This window comes from Cryobacterium sp. CAN_C2, assembly GCF_015751745.1.
Classification (GTDB): Bacteria; Actinomycetota; Actinomycetes; order Actinomycetales; family Microbacteriaceae; genus Cryobacterium.
This window is the reverse complement of record NZ_JADOUX010000025.1, coordinates 19,867-36,970: the sequence shown is the minus strand read 5'-3', so window position 1 is coordinate 36,970 and position 17,104 is coordinate 19,867. Positions and strand designations below refer to the sequence as shown.

Genomic DNA, 17,104 nt, shown 5'->3' with positions numbered 1-17,104 from the left:
TGGCCACCAGCGGCATCAGCACCCGAGTTGCTGCGGTTCTGGTCGGCATTCCCCGGGCGACGGCGACCCGGAAACCACGGTCACCCCAGGATCGAGTGTCCGTGGCACCGGTGAACAAGTTGTCGATCGAGGAACGCGACCTGATTGTGACGGCATTGAATTCGACGTCGTTCGTGGACCTGCCGCCGATTCAAGTCTTCGCGCAGCTCCTCGATCAAGGCACGTACTTGTGCTCAATTTCAACGATGTATCGGGTGCTAAACGAGAACAAGCAGGTGAAGGAACGCCGGCATCAGGCTCGTCATCCACCGCGGGCCGTCCCCGAATTGATCGCGACCGGCCCTGGCCAGGTGCTCAGCTGGGATATTACAAAACTTGCCGGCCCGATCAAGGGCAAGTACTTCGACTGCTACGTCATGATCGATATTTTCTCGCGGTACATCGTGGGCGCCTACGTTCATCACACCGAATCGGCCGTGCTCGCCGCGGAGATGATGACGGAGGTCTTCGGCATCCACGGCACCCCCGCCGTCGTCCACGCCGACCGAGGCACATCGATGACAAGCAAGACCGTCGCCACTCTGCTCTCCGATTTGGAGGTCACCCGGTCGCACTCCAGGCCCCGGGTGAGCAACGACAATCCGTACTCCGAGTCGTGGTTCAAATCCCTGAAGTACTCGCCCATATTTCCGGAACGCTTCGGCTCCCTCGCCGACGCACGCGCCTTCATGACGGACTTCGTCGACGGCTACAACCACCATCACGCCCATACCGGAATCGGCCTGAACACCCCCGCCGACGTCCACTTCGGCTTGGCCGGCATCAAGGCCACCGAACGCGCGGCCACGCTGGCATTGGCCCGAGCACGCAACCCGGAACGATTCACCACGGATCGCATGCCAGAAATCCTCTCCATTCCGGCGACCGCCTGGATCAACAAACCCACCGACAGCACCGAGGCCAAACTAGCCGCCTCACTCCCACTGGCCTCATCCGGCTTGACAAATTCCGGGTTGCCGGTTGGTTTTGGCTCGGCGCGTTCAGGGTTCAGCTTGCGGGCACTCCGACCAATGGATTACTCCCTGTCTGGACTTGAGGGGAACACGGGGTGCTCCTGATCGCACAGAAGCTTCATGTTGCGATGAGTTCTCGGGCGGCTGCGCGTCCGGTGCGCACCGCGCCCTCCATGTAACCGCACACCGATTGGTCGAAACCCACCACCCAGAACGGAGGTTCGTGTGTGCCGTGCAGGGGTCCGACGGCGATTAGTTCGCCGGGACGCCACGCGGTGATGTACCCCTGCGTCCACAGGTCCGCACCCCAGTTGCGCATGAAGACGGCCTCTGGTGTTGTGGTCTGCTCGACCCGCCCACCGGGCCGGGTACGAGCCTCCAGCACAACGACATCCGACCCGGCATTCATCAGGTCCCGAGCGGCGCTCAACCCAGCAAGGCCGGCTCCCACCACAACCACATCGTGCGCACTCATTCTGCCTCCTCGGTCAGCCACGAAGCCGTCCCACCCGTGGTGGTCTCAAAACGCGTGGCGTGACACGGTGACAGCGTACCGAGCCCCGTGCATTCACAGGTGGAGTACCGGGTGAAGCCTGGCCAGAGCAGCAGTCAACCGAGCTGGCGGCAGTCCCGCTGCGAGTTCACCGACCCGATTTCGGGCATGACCTGCAACATCCTTCGCACCCCGCTGACACAGATTCCTGCCAGCATGTCGATATGACGACAGAATCGATTCTCCCCGAGTTCAGCGACAGCCGGATTGGCGAGGTGGCCGAACGGCTCTCTGATGCCGGTGTGGGCATCATCGCAGGTACGCTGGCGAACCCAGCCGGCATCTACCTCGCCAAGACCATCCCGGTTGATCGACTGGCGACGTTCGCGTCATCCGGTCTCGGTGCCCCGCCGGTGTGGAACGTCTTCTGCATCGATGGCGGCATCGCATTCACACCCGACCTCGGCGTAGTCGGCGATATGAGGCTGAGACTCGATCTCGACGCTCTTAGAATCCTGGATGGAGGTTTCGCGTGGGCTCCAACGGAGATCTTCGACCAGAACGGCGCACCGCTCGCCATCGATCCGCGGGGGCGGCTTCGCCGCATCCAACGCGACATCGAGGAAGCCGGGCTCGAGGCGCTCGTCGGGCACGAGCTCGAGTTCACCATCACCGCCGCGGACGGAACCCCGCTCCCCCGCGTGGGCTGGACACCGTATGGTCTGGGTCCGGTACTCGACCACGAGGCCTTCCTCACCGAATTGCTCTCCGCCACTGCCGCCGCCGGAATCCCCCTCGAGCAACTACACGTCAAGTTCTTTGCCTCCACGGTCGAGTTCTCGCTGCCACCGGCCACACCACTTCAGGCGGCCGACGGGGTGGTTCTGGCCCGCCTGATCACCGGGAGGGTGGCGCGCAAACACGACTTGCGGGTATCTTTCTCTCCCTTCCCGATCAGCGGGGGCGGCGGAAACGCGGCGCACGTCCATTACTCATTCAGCCGCAATGGGGAACCTCTCTTCTCGGGCGGCGACGGACCCCACGGTATGACCGCCGACGGCGCGTCTTCCATCGCCGGGGTGATCGCCGCACTCCCCGGTATCCAGGGTGTTCTGGGCGGATCGATCCTCTCGGGGGCGCGATTGCGACCCCGGCTCTTTTCGGGCGCGTATGCCTGCTGGGGTAGGGAGAATCGCGGGGCGGCGGTTCGCTTCCTCGAAGCCACCCGCGGCAATCCGCAAGGCGCCAACGTCGAAGTCAAGATTGTCGATCCGTCGTCGAACCCGTACCTGACGACCGCGGTCATCCTCGGCGCCGCGCTGGAGGGCATCCGGTCATCGACGGTGCTTCCCGCGGAGGTGACCACGAATCCGGCCGACCAGACCGAAGAGCAGCAACTCGCCTCGGCGACGGTGCTGCTTCCTTCCGCTCTAGGAGCAACGCTCGACGCTCTCGCCGCATCCGAACTCGCTGCGCGCATCCTCGGACCGCAGATCATCCAGGCCGTGCTCGCAGTTCGACGCTGGGAACTCGATCACTATGGGTCCACCGACGCCGACCAACTGCCAGAGAGGTTCCGGTTCGCATGGTCGATCTGATCAAACGAGGGGCGGAGGGTTCGACTGCTGCAGCCGAACTCGCCATTTTTTGGCTCTTCTGACAAGGGACGCTTGAAAAAACGGAGCTCAGAGCTCAGTAACACTGTTTTTGTCTTGGTCGTGGGGTTTATCCATTTCGAATAAAGCGGGATAGTGACCTTGCCCCCGTTGAGTGAACTCCCGACGGGTCTTTGCCATAGTGAACATTCTCTCTTCTGAGGTGTCCACTCAACAGGGGCGAGGCCAGTTCGGGACGTCGGACAGCGCGGTGCCGATGCAGGCGATCAGCAGGTCGAGCTTGGTGTCGAAATGGAGGTACACGGTGGGGCGAGCCAGTCCCGCAGCGGCAGCGACCTGTGTCATCGTCGTGGCGGTCCAGCCCTGTCTCATGAACAGCCCGCGGGCCGCGGCCACGAGCCGGTCGCGATTCTCGACGGCACGCTCGGCGCGGATAGACCACTCGAAGCGGCGCTGCCTATGAGGCTAGTCAAACCAGTGAACGGTCGGTACATTGAAGAAATGCGCATCGCCACCGAGCTCGGTGAACTCGCCGCCAAGGTCGTCCCGGGACCGCCGGAAGTTGCGATCCTGTGGCACAGCATGTTCACCGACTCCCGCAGCTGGGACCCGGTAATCGACGACCTCAGCAAGAAACGCACCTTGGTCTTGGTCGATGGGTGGTCCTTCGGGGCCAGCGGGGACCTGAATCACGTCGTTCCGAAGTTCATTGAGCGCTGCGTGCAGGGGGCCGTTGCGATTGTCTCGCAGGTTCAGAAGGAGCTGGCCGCAGCTCCCGTCGACTGGTTGGGCAGCGCCTGGGGTGGCCATGTGGGATTGCATCTGGCCGCAACCCGCCCGGAGCTGGTGCGCAGCCTGATCACGGTCAGCACCCCGGTCCAGCCAGCGAGTCCGTCAGTGCGGCGGAAGGTGAGAATGCTACTCCCGGCATACCGGGTCATCGGGATGCGCGGGCCGGTCCGTCAGGGGCTGCTCGACGCCATGCTCACGGATCTGACGCGGCGCACCAATCCCCAAGCCGTCGATGCGCTCATCGCCCCCATGTCCGGGACCAACCGGGGTGCCATCGCGCACACCGTCCATTCCGGCGTCGTCAACCGGACCGACCTCGCCTGGGCCACCACACGCATCACCTGTCCCACCCTGATGATTGCCACCGACGACCGCGGCGAGTGGAGCCCCGAAGAGTGCATGCAGACCACTTCCGAGATGAAGGATGCCCGTACAGCGGTCATCACGGGATCACGTGCCCTTCCCTCCCTCGAACGCCCCGCAGAACTCGCCGCCCTCGTCACTGACTTCTGGGACCAGTACTGAACCGTCGAGAGCGCCCCGCCGGCCGTCGCACGGGACCGGAACCTTCCTTGATCGGACGGCGAGGACCTGGTCGACGGCGTCCGACTTGAGGTGTTCGATGCGCCGGACAGCGATAACGCGAGTTCCAGGCTAGGTGTGTCCATCCCGGCGGCTGGGCTCACTCCCCCGCTGCAGAGTCGGCTTTAGAACGCCGAATGCGCCGAGCTAGCCAGATTCGAAAAACAAGAAAGCCTCCGAGGTGGAGGCTGCATATCGTGATCGGCCAACCAAGGGCGTCACCGGTCAAAAGGTCATAGATGCCTGTCAACGTCGGGTGAATATTGACCCCGTATCGTCGTTTGAAAGTTGATCCCTCGGTGTTGATTTTCGTGCGGTGTGACGAGCTAGTTATGGGCAGCGGCTGGTGGGCCCCTACGTGTCAGGCTCGGGCGAGAAGCTCGCGGCGTGATCGGGCGCGGTAGGAGTCACCGGTTAGCGTGAGGACTTCGGCGTGGTGGACGAGCCGGTCGGCATGGCGGCGGCAACGATGTCATCGGAGAATATCTCACCCCACCGGCCGAAGGGCGTGTTCGAGGTGACGAGGATCGCGCCTTGTTCGTAGCGAGCGGCAACGAGTTGGAAGAACAGGTTCGCGGGCCACGGGCCGACGTTGTTCGCGGAGCTATCGGTGCATAGCGACTTGAAGCTCGTGAGCCGACTGGAGTTTGGCTCGGGGCAGAGTGGCGATGCGGTACGAGCCGAGAAGATAGCCGTCGGGCCTGCTAGCCCAAGCCGGTCGTATCAGGGGCTGGTCGATGCCCCTGAGAACGTCCGGATCTGGCGCTGTCGGCGCGCCTATGTGATCGTGGTGTTCGCCAGCGACACGACAGTCCCGACCACCAAGGCTGCCGCAACGGTCGGCATGAACCAGCCCGGCCGCACCTGGGCGCGCCACAGCGACCAGATGGCGACCAACTCGAGCAGGATGCCGAACACGATGCTGCCGACGTGGCCGAGGTCGGTCAGCGGCCGCGCCTCTTCGCACACGGGCGGGCAGTACACGATCGGGAAGCCGTTGGTCAGCGCTGCCCAGCCGGCGCCGAGGATCCCGGCGCTGGCGACGCCGCTGCCGTTGCCCCGAACGCCCGCCATGAAGGAAATCGCCCACCAGAGCTGGATGAGCGCAACGCCGACAAGCGTTGCCGCCTCGGTCAGAGTCAGCGTCCCGTGCAGGTCGAACAGGCCGACGCCGAAGTCGATGATGATGTGTAGCGCGCTGACGAACATCGTCGCCAAGCCGACCCAGAGCCATACCGGCATCCGCCAGTCGCGGCCGGACCACACGAGTTGTTCGCTTCCCACGTGCTCATTATGGAGCACGCGAGGCGATCTGCCCTAGCTATAGCTACGACTCGGCTCGCGTCACCCATCTACCGCGGGTAATGAACGCCCGCTCAGCCGAGTAGCGCGCTATTGCGCTGCCCGGAGGCGCGCGTGGGGGCAGTCTTCCTACCGGCTGGCGCGGCCATCAAGGCGATGGAGATTGAGGGCGATTCCATTCGAGACGATGGATTTTGGGACGGCGAACATTCCCACGGCTACGAGTTCGCTGAGGGGGTGCTCATGGTCGCGGTAAACAACTTTGAAGAACGCAAGTTGCCCTACATGGCTAACATTCTGGCGAACGTGAGCATGTCCGCTTCCATCGACGCCCCCACTGCGAATTTCATTCTGAAGTCAGCCGAGCGTCTGTCATGGCTGGACCGTGTCAACGTCGGGTGAATATTGACCCCGTATCGTCGTTTGAAAGTTGACCCCTCAGTGGTCTCATCGTGCTGGGGATCGTCGCGTTCTTCGTCTACCGATGGATGGCCAAGCGGGGCATCTAGGAAATTGGCACGCCGCTGCGATACCCCGCCGATTACGGGTGCGATCCACAGCTACCGGAGCCGCCGCGCGCTAATGCACCGAAAACGGCGTCAGAACCCCCTACCGAAACGACGGGCTTTCGGCAGATTTGATTCCGGACAGCTTCGTGGACACCAGTTTTGAGCAGCCTGAGGACAGCTGCGATCTGATGATCCCGCAGCTGGTGGCAAACCATCGTTTGGGAGCAGCGTCGGAGTCGGGCTGGTGTATGCCGTCGCCCACCGGAGTTGCGTCCGCGGCAGCACAGCGAGCAGACTGAGCCGCAGGGGGACTTGCGCAGGCTCGTCACTGGTTTTGTTCAACGAGGAGCACCGCATGGCTGAGCAGTTCCGAGAACGAGTCGGCGTTTATCTTGACTTCGACAACATCGTCATCTCCCGCTACAACCAACTGCACGGCAAGAACCAGTTCGCCAAAGACAAGGCGCGAAACCACGTCTCATCAAACCCGAAAGCAGACGCCGAGATCACGGGCCGAATTCACCGGGCGATGATCGACGTCGGCGCCATTCTCGACTACGCCTCGTCGTTCGGTCCGATCGTCATCAGCCGGGCCTACGCGGACTGGTCGGCGACGGTCAACGCGAGATACCAGAAGCAACTCATCGATCGGGCCGTAGACCTGATCCAGTTGTTCCCGACCGTGTCCTCGCTCAAGAACGGTGCCGACATCCGTCTGGCCATCGACGTAGTCGAGCACATGTTCCGGCTTGACGACCTCACCCACATCGTCATCGTGGCTGGAGATTCGGACTACATCCCGCTCGCCCAGCGGTGCAAGAAGCTCGGCCGCTACGTCATCGGTATTGGCGTGTCGGGCTCGACCAGCGGGTCGCTCGCTGCCGCCTGCGACGAGTTCGCCGATTACGATTCCCTGCCGGGCACCTCGAGCGCTGCAGCGCCTGCCATCGGGGTGGCAGGTCAGCTCGGCGGTATCCCCGTTGACGCGGCCGCGACAACGAAACCGGCCGAGACTGCACACGCTGCAGCCGTGGCGAGTCTCCCTCCCGCCACCGTGAGCCCGATTGTCGGAACGACTGGCAGCCCGAAGGCTCGGAAGGCTGCGACCACGCTCCTGTTTCGGGCCATGGAACTGCTCGCGACCAACGATCAGGACTGGCAGCACGCCTCCGCGCTCAAGTTGCAGATGCGGCGAATGGATCCCTCGTTCCAAGAACGAACCCTGGGTTACCGGCAATTTTCTGACTTCTTGAAATCCCGGGCCGCCGTGATCGAACTCGATCAGAAGAGTCCCACCAGCCCGATACTCCTCCGGCTTCGGGGCTGAGCCGCAGGGCCTCGCAGACAGCTCACGAACGCGCCCGGTACCCGTTTCCCAGGGCAAGATCTTCAGCGGGCAGCGGTTCAAAGAACGAAGCAGAAATCGGGCTACCGGGCACAAAGCCCAGCTCCCACAGGGGTGCGGCTCGCAACGCGGACAGTCGCGCAACCGGGCTGCCACCGCGCGCGCGATAATGAACTCCTCGCCGCGTTCGACCCGCGCCAGCAACTCGCAAGAGTCGCGTTTTCGCATCCTGAACATTGGCTTGTTCCCTCGTGGTGACCGAGCGAAGTTGGCCAATCCCGCGATGAGCGGGTCGCGGAGGTGTCCTCTGGGCGAGCTGCGCCGAGACGAACTCTGAGGGAGGGCGGCATCGCGGTCGGTCGGCTGCGTGGACCCCGGTCAGCTCCCGGTCGCCAGCGCCGCCCGGGCCAGCAGCGTCGCCCCGGCCGACCCGAGTCCGCCCGGGTACGACCTGCCCTGCAGCAGCGTGCCCGACCCGGCCCAGGCGAGCACGTTGTCGGTGTCGCTCGCGGCATAGATTGCGGCACCGTTTCCGTAGCGGCCGCGCCCCCCGAAGCTCCAGCCCACCGTGGCGCTCAGCAGATCCAGCGAATCCCGCACCACCTCGCGTGTTCCCGCCTCGTCGGCCGCGACGAGCATCAGAAGCAGCAGGGCAACGTCGTGACCGTGCGGGCTACGCTCCAGCGGCAGCCGCGCAGCCAAGTAGTGCCACAACCCGAGCGGCGACGTTCGCAACTGGGTTCCGCGCTTGGTTGGAACCAGCACACCTCGGTACTTGCGCACCAGACCGAGGGCTGTCGCCATCTCCCGCAGGGCCAGCAGCGGCTGCGTCTGGGCTTCGCGATTCGCCTCGCCGTACCACTGCCTCTGGGGGTCGAGCTCGGCCATCAGGGCGCTGACGGCTTGGGGTGGCAGATACCCGGCGCCGGTGAGACGGATGCCGTCGCCGACGTGCCGCAACAACGCGCGGATCACCGCCGTCGCCTTCTCGGCCTCGGCCTCGTCGATCTCGACCGGTTCGCTCACCCGGGCGGCGACCAGGTAGCCGGCGAGGTATTGCTGCGCCTCCTCGCCGACCCCGGCGATGAGGGTGGCGAGTGGCGAGGAATCTCCGCCATGGGCGCGCAACCAGTCCAACGCCTGATCGGCGCCCATCGCGCGATGAAGCCCCCGGTTGATCGCGTCGAGGTCGATCTCGTCGCTGAAGTTCCACAGGTCGAGTGCGGAGATTTCGTCGAGCACCTCCCGGCTCTCTGGAAGGCTGGCCCTCGTGACCACGGCGATCAGGTGGTCGTAGTTGCGGATGCCGCCGACGTCTTCCGGCGGCCCCTTGCGCCGGCCGTCGAGGCAACGCACCGCGGGCACGGCCGTACCGTCCGGCTCGATCGGCTCGACGGCCTCGAGTGTGAGCGTGTGCTCCCAGTCGTCGCCGAAATCGTAGACGTAGCGCAGCGTGTCGCCCACTGTCGCGAGAAACTGGTCGAGGCGAAGTTCGCTCTCGAGCGTGCCCTCGTCGCCTTCCTCCAGGTCGAACGGGGTGAGAATGCCCTCGAATTCGTGCCGGTGGGGGTCGGCGGAGGGCGTGAACTGGTGCAGGTGGCTGTTCGTCCAGCCGAACGCGGCCTGCAGCACGTCGTGCAGCCGGTCGAGGGGCACGTTCGACGGCAGACTCAATCGGCGCCAGATGAGCGGGGTGGAGTTCACGATGTCTATCTGGAGGGTAAATTGCACCGGCTCGACGGGCGGAGTAAGCAGTGGAAGAGGCATTCTGGAGGGCACCAGGTGCGCGTCGGCGGCCTTCGCCTGCCCGTCGTTCGCCCGCGCGTCGCTCGACTGCGCGTCGTGCACCTGCGTGTCGTTCACCTGGGCGTCGTTCACCTGCGCGTCGTGCGCCTGCGTGTCAACACCGCTGGCCCGGAGCCTGTACTTGGCAGCCTCGAAGTCGATCACGGTGTCGGGCTCGCTGTCGGGCTCGCTGTCGGGCTCGCTGTCGATCACGGAGTTGGGTTCGGATGCTGAAGAATTGAAGGGGTGCTCGGTCATCCGAGTCAGTGTAGTCACCGCGGGTCATGTTCGCGGCGACTCGGTGGTCGTCGTTCTCGAGGCCGCGTCGTGGGACGGCGCAGATTAGCCTTCGTCAGCGGGCACGAGATGGTGCACGCCAACCGCGTTTCCGCCCTGCTCCGCTGCCGGGGCCTCGACGGGCCGCTGAAGCAGACCACCATCGACGCCCCTTTCATCTTCGGAGCCGGTCTTGATTCCCCAGTAGAAAGAACCGGTGAACTGGCCGTAATCCTCAAAAAGACCGGTCGAACGCGGCCGTGAAGAACGCTCTCGCGCGTTCGATCTGGTGGGCCAGAATTTGGAAATAACAAAACTCTACAGGTGAACCTCCTCGTAGAAAACGAGATAGTTGCAGTCCTGCACCGAGTGCAGCAGTCACGGTGGGCGAAGCGGTCGGGGGGCTGCCCCGTAGCGGCCCTGAACGACGCATGAATGAAATCAGAAAGGAGTGTGAACGTGACCTGAACAGGTTCGATTTCCGACGACCGTGACTCTCCAAGGCGCGAGGAGACGGCACTGTACCCCTATGGTTGGGGTAGACAGATTCGATGTGTTGGAACCGGTCCCGTGGGGCGTGCAAAATTCGTGCGTGGTGGACGTCTGTTTTTCGTGGGACCGGGGGCTCTCTTTCTTTGGGTGAAGTCTGCCGGGGGCGAACCAGCCAGCGCCCAGAAACCCGATGTGCAGCATCGGCGACCGCACCCACTGCGGCCCTGCCCGAGACCCCATCCTGCGGTTCCATTGAGAGGGAACACACCATGACCACATTCCAGCAGCTATCCACCGCGCGCAAACGCCTCCTGGCCGCCGCACTGGCCGTCGCCGTCGTCGGAATCGGCAGCGCCGGCTTCGGCGCAGCAGCCGCAGACCCGCTCCCCCAGGCGCCCGTGGCACTCGGCGTTGCCGGCACGTTCGCAATCCTGTCGCAGACCGGCGTGACGGATGTCCCCTCATCCGCCGTCACCGGCAACGTCGGGGCGAGCCCAATCACGGGCGCCGCCATCCTGCTGACCTGCCCGGAGGTGACCGGCACGATTTTCTCCGTCGACGCCGCCGGACCTGCCTGCAAGGTAACGGATGCCACGCTGCTCACGACCGCCGTCGGTGACATGGGCATCGCCTACACCGACGCCGCCGGTCGCACGAACCCCGACTTCGTCAACCTCGGCGCGGGCGAGATCGGTGGGCGCACGCTCCGTCCCGGGCTCTACACGTGGAGCACCGACGTTTCCATCTCCAACGACGTCAAGCTCGCCGGTGGCCCGGACGACGTCTTCATCTTCCAGATCTCCGGCGACATCTCCGAGGCGCCGGCCAAGAACGTGACCCTCACGGGCGGCGTTCAGGCCAAGAATGTGTTCTGGCAGACCGCGGGTTCCGTGACGCTCGGCACCACAGCCCACTTCGAGGGCACCATCCTGAGCAAGACCCTGATTGCCATGAACACGGGCGCATCGATCAACGGCCGACTGCTGGCCCAGACTGCGGTCACGCTGCAGAGCAGCACCGTCACCGAGCCCGCCAAATAGGCATTCCGTCGGCTGGTTTCAGGGCCGGGGAGACGACAATCGTCGTATCCCCGGCCCCTTGCTGCACGGCACCACGATCGAGATGATGACCAGAAGCAGTGGCGCACCGCCAGGGTCGTTCGTTCGAGGAGTTCACGGTCGCCGCGCGCTCAGCGGACGCGCCGACCCGCGCTTATCGACCTCTGCGAGTTCCTCGGCGGTGGCCATCCGGAACGAGACGGCAGGCGTGGGTTGAAGCATCTGGCGAGACTGGCCGCGGGTCGACCAGAGACTGGCACCGATCGACACTGCGAGAATGACAACGATGACCGCCAGGGACACCGTGGTGGGAATATAGAACACCTCCAGTAGAAGCATCTTGACCCCCACCCACACCAGCAGCACAGCCAGGCCTATCTTGAGATAGATGAAGCGGTGCATCAGGTCAGCGAGCAAGAAGTACATCGCCCTCAGTCCCAGGATCGCGAACGCATTGGCGGTGAAGACCAGAAATGCCTCATTCGTCACGGCGAATATCGCGGGGATCGAGTCCACAGCGAAGACGATGTCGGTCACCTCCACCATTACGAGAACCGCCAGTAGCGGTGTGGCCAACAGCACTCCCGCTTTTCGAACGACGAGCCTCTGGCCGTAGAACGCATCCGTCATCGGGACATGGCCTCTGAACCACTTGAGAACCTTCGATTTTTCGGGGTTGAAGTGCTCATTTCGGTGGCGGAGCATCCGGATTCCTGTGAACACCAGGAACGCCCCGAAGATGTAGAGCACCCAACTGAAGTTGTTGATCAACGCAGCTCCCGCGGCGATGAAGATTCCGCGGAACACCAGGGCGCCGAGCACTCCCAGGAACAGAACTCGGTGTTGGAATTGCGGCGGAACAGCAAACGCGGCGAAGATGATCGCCCAGATGAACACATTGTCGACGGCGAGTGACTTCTCGATCACGAAGCCGGCGAAGTACTGTTGGCCGAACTCAGCGCCGTACAGCCACCAGACGATTCCGCCGAAGCTCACCCCGGACAGTACCCAGAAAATCGACCATCCGGCCGCTTCCCGCACCCCAATCACATGCGCAGTGCGATGAGCGATCAGATCGACCGCGAGCATGACCAGAATTACACCGACCACAGTCAGCCAGGCCCAAAGTGGAACGTTCATCAAAACCTCCAGAGTTTTTTACTCTGGAGGTCTCGTCGAGCCGTTACCGGGCCCAGGCCGCACCGGGCCGCGATGTCGCGACCGTACTGACGATGGGCCTCGTGGGGACTACTCCCCTCCTGTGAATACAGAAACAGGTTTCTGGTATTTGTGCAAGGAAGATTATCCCTGGCTGCCATAGACGCAGGGCTTTCCCAGTCTCTGGCGTCACGGTGCGGTGGGTATTGCGATTGTTGAATGCGGTCGAGTGCACGTCCAACACGATGGCACGACCTCCAGCGACGTAGATTCGGGTCCAGACCCTGGTGTTCTTCGACCTTGGCGATATGGACTCGGAGCTGCGCCGTGACCCTGCTAGTGTCTGCCTCATCCACTCTGAAGGAGTCCCCGATGGCACGCAAAGTCCGCACCGCTGAGCAGACGATCTCCCGTCTGAGGGCGTACAACATAGTGGCCGGCTCGCTGCACCTGGTGCAGGCCCTCGGCTTCGCCTACGTGCTCACTCTGCTGAGCACGCAGGTCACCTTCGCCGTCACCGCCGACTACCTCGCCGGGCCTCCCGGCGTTGCGATACCGCCCGAACGCGTCACCCTGTTCGACATCAACGTGGGTGTCGGCGTCGTGGCCTTCCTGGCACTGTCAGCATTCTTTCACTTTCTCATCTCGTCGCCGTGGTTCTTTCCTCGCTACGCAGCCGGCCTCAAGAAGAACCACAACTACTTTCGCTGGGTCGAGTACTCACTCAGCTCATCCATCATGATCTGGCTCATCGCGCAGATCACCGGCATCACCGATATCGCGGCACTGTTCTCGATCTTTGCCGTCAACGCCACCATGATCATGTTCGGCGCCCTGCAGGAGAAGTACGAGACGCCCGGCAACGGCCGGTCTCTGCCCTTCATCTTCGGATGTATGGCGGGTGTGGTGCCGTGGATCGTCATTCTCATCTATTTCTTCGCCCCCGGCTCCACCAGCGAGGCCTCACCGCCGGCCTTCGTCTACGGCATCATCATTTCGCTGTTTCTGTTCTTCAACACGTTCGCTGTCAACCAGGTCTTGCAGTACAAGCAGATCGGCGGCTGGCGCGATTACCTGCGCGGCGAGCGCGCCTACATCACGCTGAGCCTCGTCGCCAAGACCGCGCTGGCCTGGCAGGTGTTCTCGGGCGCGGTCATTCCGGCGCTCACCTAGCCAGCCGTCTGCACGTCGAGGCCACCGCAATGCAGCCGGGGCGGAGTCCGACCTGATTTGTCGAACACCGCCGCGGCTCAATGCCCCTATCGAGTGAAGTGCGACTGCTGCAACTCGAACACCGGGGTGTCGAGGCCCTCCATGCGAGCCTTGATCTGCAAGGCCAGATAGTTGGAGTAGTGCCGGCTCTGGTGCAGGTTACCGCCGTGAATCCAGAGCTGCTCCACATTGGTGGGCTTCCACATGTTACGCAACTCCCCCTCCCACGGGCCCGGATCCTTCGGCGTATCGGAGCCGTACCCCCAGCACCTGCCCACCTGGTCGGCGACCTCGGGCGATACCAGGTCGGCCAGCCATCCGTTCATTGAGCCGAAGCCGGTGGCATAGACGATCAGGTCGGCCTCCAACTCCGAACCGTCGGCCATGACCACGGAATGGGTGTCGATGCGGGCGAGCTGGCCCGACTTGACCTTCACCCGGCCGTCAATGAGCAGCTGCGATGCGCCCACGTCGATGTAGTAGCCGGAGCCGCGTCGCAGGTACTTCAGGAACAGGCCCGAACCGTCGGTTCCGAAGTCCAGGTCGAAGCCGACCGCCGTGAGCTGCGCGTAAAATTCGGCGTCGCGTTCAGCCATCTTCTCATAGACCGGAATCTGGGCTGTTGGCAGGATGCGGTAGGGCAGCGAGGCAAAGAGTAGGTCCGCTTTTTCCGTGGTCACGCCGTTGGCCAGAGCCCGCTCAGAGTACAGGTCGCCCAGGGCGAGATCCAGCATCGCGTCGCTGCGGGAGATGTGTGTGGAGGACCTCTGCACCATCGTCACCTCGGCTCCGTGCTCCCAGAGGTCGGCGCAGATGTCATGGGCGGAGTTGTTGGAGCCGATCACGACGGCCTTCTTGCCGGCCCAATCGCCCCCACCCTCGTGCTTGGACGAGTGGTGCTGCTGACCGGCGAAGGTCTCGGCGCCGTCAAAGATCGGCGTGTTCGGGTAGCCGGAGACACCCAGGGCGAAGATGAGCTGCTTGGGCCGCAGTGTGACCTTCTGGCCCTCGCGCATGACCTCAACGACCCATTCCTGAAGCGTCTCATCGAAGGTGGCCTTGGTGCATTCCGTACTCGACCAGTAGTTGAGCTCCATGATGCGCGTGTAGTGCTCCAGCCAGTCCCCGAGCTTGTCCTTCGACGGAAACACGGGCCAGTCCTCCGGAAACTTCAGGTATGGCATGTGGTCGTACCAGACCGGGTCATGCAGATGGAGTGACTTGTAGCGGTTTCGCCACGAGTCACCGGGCCTGGCATTTTTCTCGATCACGATGGTGGGAACGCCGAGCCGGCGCATCCGTGCCGCCAGACCGATTCCGCCCTGCCCTCCCCCGACGATGACGCAGTACGGCTGCTCGTCGTAGCCGAGCGAGGCCTCCCGGGCGGTCTTCGTCTCCAGCCACGACTTCCGACCCTTTGTGATCTCGTGGCTCACGCCCTTCTCTCGGTTCGTGCCCTTCTTCTCTTCGAAGCCCTTGAGCTCCTGCATGGTTGTGAGCAGGGTCCAGCAGCGACCGTTTCGCAACCGCAGGTGCGCGTACCCGCGGGCCTGGCCGGTCTCGAAGGTCACCCACGCCTCGGTGGCGTCGGCGTCGCCGGTGGCGTCCTCACCGCGTGCCCAGTCACTTGGTTGTACGTGCTCCAGCTGGACCTCGAGCATGCGGCGAATGTCGTCTTTGCCCTCGAGGGTCTTGAGGTTCCAGGTGAATGAGACGAAGTCACGCCAGTAGCAGTCCTCCTCGAAGAGGGCCACGGCGGCGTCGACGTTACCAGCCTGCAGCGCGCTATCCAGCGCGACCAGCCAGCGGTCGACAATTTTATTGGGGGATTCAGATTTATTGCCGGATTCAGGCATTTCACTCCTTTGTGTGCGCTGATTGAGGTCTTCCCACGCCCGGCACACTAGTGTGGCCACATACTGATTCGGGCGTGATCTCACGGTCAAGTAGAAACCCGCGGGGGTTACAAGGGCGTTACACTTCTCTGCGGCTGGCTCATCGAGTCAACCTAGGGAGAGCGGATGTCGCAGGGAAAGCGGGTGGGTTCGCTGTCAGCGCCGCCCGACCTGCGTTTCTCGTCGCCGAACGAATATGCAAAAGTGCTGCGCCGCGCACACGACCAGACTCTTTCCGGTGCCGCCCGGCCAAACGTCGACCCGGGGCTCTGGGCCTCTTGGCAGCGCGCGCTGGCGGGCGGCATCGATCCCGACACACATGTGCCGCGGCACCTGCACGACATTGCCGACATCGTGCACCTGCGCCGCGAGCACACCCTGGCCGCCGTGATGCCGGCCCTCAGCGAGCTGCTCGCGGACGAGTCGACGTCGGGGCGGCACCTGCTCGTGCTCACCAACGCACAGGGCGAGATTCTGTGGCGGGTGGGCAGCCCGGCCGTGCTGCAGCAGGCCGAGGGTCTGGAGTTCGTGGAGGGAGCTGACTGGTCCGAGGCCGGGATCGGCACGAATGCCATCAGCGAAGTGGTCGTGAGCGGCCGCTCCGCGCAATTGTTCTCAGCCCAGCACCTGGTGCGCACGCACCACGATTGGGCCTGCACGGCATCGCCCATCCGGAACCCCCACACCGGGGAACTGCTCGGGGTGCTCAACGTGTCCGGCCCGCTCGACACCATCACCGCCGACAGTATGCGCATGGTCAAGTGCGGGGTGCGGCTGGCCGAGGAGCTGCTGCGAGGCCGCACGAGAGTGCCGCCGACTCCCGGCCCGACGACGCTCCTCCCCCGGCCCACCGAGGCGACGGCGACCCTTATCCGCAGCCCGGCCGCACAGACGGGAATCTCCCTGGAACTGCTCGGCGACACTCCCGCAGTGGTGTTCGCGAACGGACGCCGAGCCCCACTGTCGCTGCGCCGCGCCGAGATCCTCGCCCTGCTCGATTCCCGGCAACGCGGTTGGAGCGCGGAACAGCTGGCCTACGAGGTACACGGTGAAACGGGCGCGGCGGCGACAATCCGCATTGAAATGCACCGTATCCGCACGCTTGCGCCCGGCCTGCTCCTCTCCAACCCGTACCGCCTCACGGATGCCGCGCACGGTACATCAGACGTGAGCCGCGTGTTGCAGAAGCTGCGGAACGGTCAGCCCACGGAGGCGCTCGATACGTACGTCGCCCCGCTCGTGAGCCGCTCTGCGGCATCCGCTATCGAATCCCTACGATTTGAACTCAACGCGGCCATGGGCACCGCGGCGCGGGCGAGCGGCAGTGCCGAGCTGATCAAGCGGTGGTGTGAGACCGACATGGGATCAACTGACGACGAGGCCGTGGCCGAGCTGGGCCATCTGCTCGGCGAAACGGATGCCGCCTACCTCGCGTTCCGGGCGCATTCGGAACGACTCGACCGCGAGCTGGGCCGGTAGGAGTGTGGCACTCGACGGCAACGTTGTTCTCACCGGCCTCGACCGGCTGATCGGTTTCCAGCACTCTCGAGCGCGCAGGCATGCCAGTGGATGCCGT

Annotated in this window: 14 protein-coding genes and 2 pseudogenes; 8 read left to right on the top strand and 8 right to left on the bottom strand. The window is 63.9% G+C overall.

The features are described from left to right. A pseudogene (locus tag IWX77_RS15440) lies at nt 1-950 on the top strand (transposase); the annotation flags it as partial. A gap of 181 nt (nt 951-1,131) precedes the next feature. Here the strand turns inward: IWX77_RS15440 and IWX77_RS15435 are convergent. Then, a complete protein-coding gene (locus IWX77_RS15435; protein ID WP_196845440.1) occupies nt 1,132-1,488 on the bottom strand; it encodes an FAD-dependent oxidoreductase in 357 nt (118 codons plus the stop codon). 242 nt (nt 1,489-1,730) lie between these two features. On the opposite strand from IWX77_RS15435, the gene IWX77_RS15430 reads away from it, so the two are divergent. Further along, entirely contained in the window at nt 1,731-3,104 is a 1,374-nt protein-coding gene (locus tag IWX77_RS15430) for a glutamine synthetase (protein ID WP_196845439.1), read from the top strand. 228 nt (nt 3,105-3,332) lie between these two features. On the opposite strand, the gene IWX77_RS15425 is transcribed toward IWX77_RS15430, so the two are convergent. Further along, complete coding sequence (locus IWX77_RS15425; protein WP_196845438.1) at nt 3,333-3,518, bottom strand: helix-turn-helix domain-containing protein; 186 nt, start codon at nt 3,516-3,518, stop codon at nt 3,333-3,335. A gap of 105 nt (nt 3,519-3,623) precedes the next feature. Here IWX77_RS15425 and IWX77_RS15420 point away from each other — a divergent pair, with 105 nt between their 5' ends. Beyond that, on the top strand, nt 3,624-4,439 hold the full coding sequence (locus tag IWX77_RS15420) for an alpha/beta fold hydrolase (protein WP_196845437.1): 816 nt from the start codon (nt 3,624-3,626) through the stop codon (nt 4,437-4,439). Nucleotides 4,440-4,857: 418 nt separating this feature from the next. On the opposite strand, the pseudogene IWX77_RS17520 reads toward IWX77_RS15420, so the two are convergent. The 3 genes and pseudogenes from IWX77_RS17520 to IWX77_RS15410 form a co-directional block, all read right to left on the bottom strand. After that, nucleotides 4,858-4,914: pseudogene (locus IWX77_RS17520) on the bottom strand (hypothetical protein); the annotation flags it as partial. Further along, entirely contained in the window at nt 4,911-5,024 is a 114-nt protein-coding gene (locus IWX77_RS17515) for a hypothetical protein (RefSeq protein WP_442784486.1), read from the bottom strand. The pseudogene IWX77_RS17520 and the gene IWX77_RS17515, both read right to left, overlap by 4 nt. Nucleotides 5,025-5,273: 249 nt before the next feature. Beyond that, nucleotides 5,274-5,780, bottom strand: coding sequence for a hypothetical protein (locus IWX77_RS15410; RefSeq protein WP_196845436.1), 507 nt, complete (start codon nt 5,778-5,780; stop codon nt 5,274-5,276). Nucleotides 5,781-5,912: 132 nt separating this feature from the next. Between IWX77_RS15410 and IWX77_RS15405 the strand changes: the two genes are divergently transcribed. Continuing rightward, nucleotides 5,913-6,200 carry a hypothetical protein gene (locus IWX77_RS15405; RefSeq protein ID WP_196845435.1) on the top strand — a complete coding sequence of 96 codons (288 nt, stop codon included), beginning with the start codon at nt 5,913-5,915 and terminating at the stop codon, nt 6,198-6,200. A gap of 462 nt (nt 6,201-6,662) precedes the next feature. Beyond that, nucleotides 6,663-7,634: an NYN domain-containing protein gene (locus IWX77_RS15400; protein WP_196845434.1), complete on the top strand. Its 972-nt coding sequence runs from the start codon at nt 6,663-6,665 to the stop codon at nt 7,632-7,634. A gap of 396 nt (nt 7,635-8,030) precedes the next feature. On the opposite strand, the gene IWX77_RS15395 is transcribed toward IWX77_RS15400, so the two are convergent. Continuing rightward, nucleotides 8,031-9,695 (bottom strand): plasmid pRiA4b ORF-3 family protein, encoded by a 1,665-nt coding sequence (locus IWX77_RS15395; RefSeq protein WP_196845433.1) that lies wholly within the window; start codon nt 9,693-9,695, stop codon nt 8,031-8,033. Nucleotides 9,696-10,474: 779 nt separating this feature from the next. Here IWX77_RS15395 and IWX77_RS15390 point away from each other — a divergent pair. Next, nucleotides 10,475-11,245: an ice-binding family protein gene (locus tag IWX77_RS15390; protein ID WP_196845432.1), complete on the top strand. Its 771-nt coding sequence runs from the start codon at nt 10,475-10,477 to the stop codon at nt 11,243-11,245. Nucleotides 11,246-11,377: 132 nt separating this feature from the next. On the opposite strand, the gene IWX77_RS15385 is transcribed toward IWX77_RS15390, so the two are convergent. Next, nucleotides 11,378-12,403, bottom strand: coding sequence for a TerC family protein (locus tag IWX77_RS15385; RefSeq protein ID WP_196845431.1), 1,026 nt, complete (start codon nt 12,401-12,403; stop codon nt 11,378-11,380). A 390-nt stretch (nt 12,404-12,793) separates the two neighbouring features. Here IWX77_RS15385 and heR point away from each other — a divergent pair, with 390 nt between their 5' ends. Beyond that, nucleotides 12,794-13,594 (top strand): heliorhodopsin HeR, encoded by an 801-nt coding sequence (gene heR / locus IWX77_RS15380; RefSeq protein WP_196845430.1) that lies wholly within the window; start codon nt 12,794-12,796, stop codon nt 13,592-13,594. An 86-nt stretch (nt 13,595-13,680) separates the two neighbouring features. Here the strand turns inward: heR and IWX77_RS15375 are convergent, their stop codons facing one another. After that, entirely contained in the window at nt 13,681-15,489 is a 1,809-nt protein-coding gene (locus IWX77_RS15375) for an NAD(P)/FAD-dependent oxidoreductase (protein ID WP_196845429.1), read from the bottom strand. Between the two features lie 165 nt (nt 15,490-15,654). On the opposite strand from IWX77_RS15375, the gene IWX77_RS15370 reads away from it, so the two are divergent. Beyond that, nucleotides 15,655-17,007 carry a GAF domain-containing protein gene (locus tag IWX77_RS15370; protein WP_196845428.1) on the top strand — a complete coding sequence of 451 codons (1,353 nt, stop codon included), beginning with the start codon at nt 15,655-15,657 and terminating at the stop codon, nt 17,005-17,007. Nucleotides 17,008-17,104: the final 97 nt, after the last annotated feature.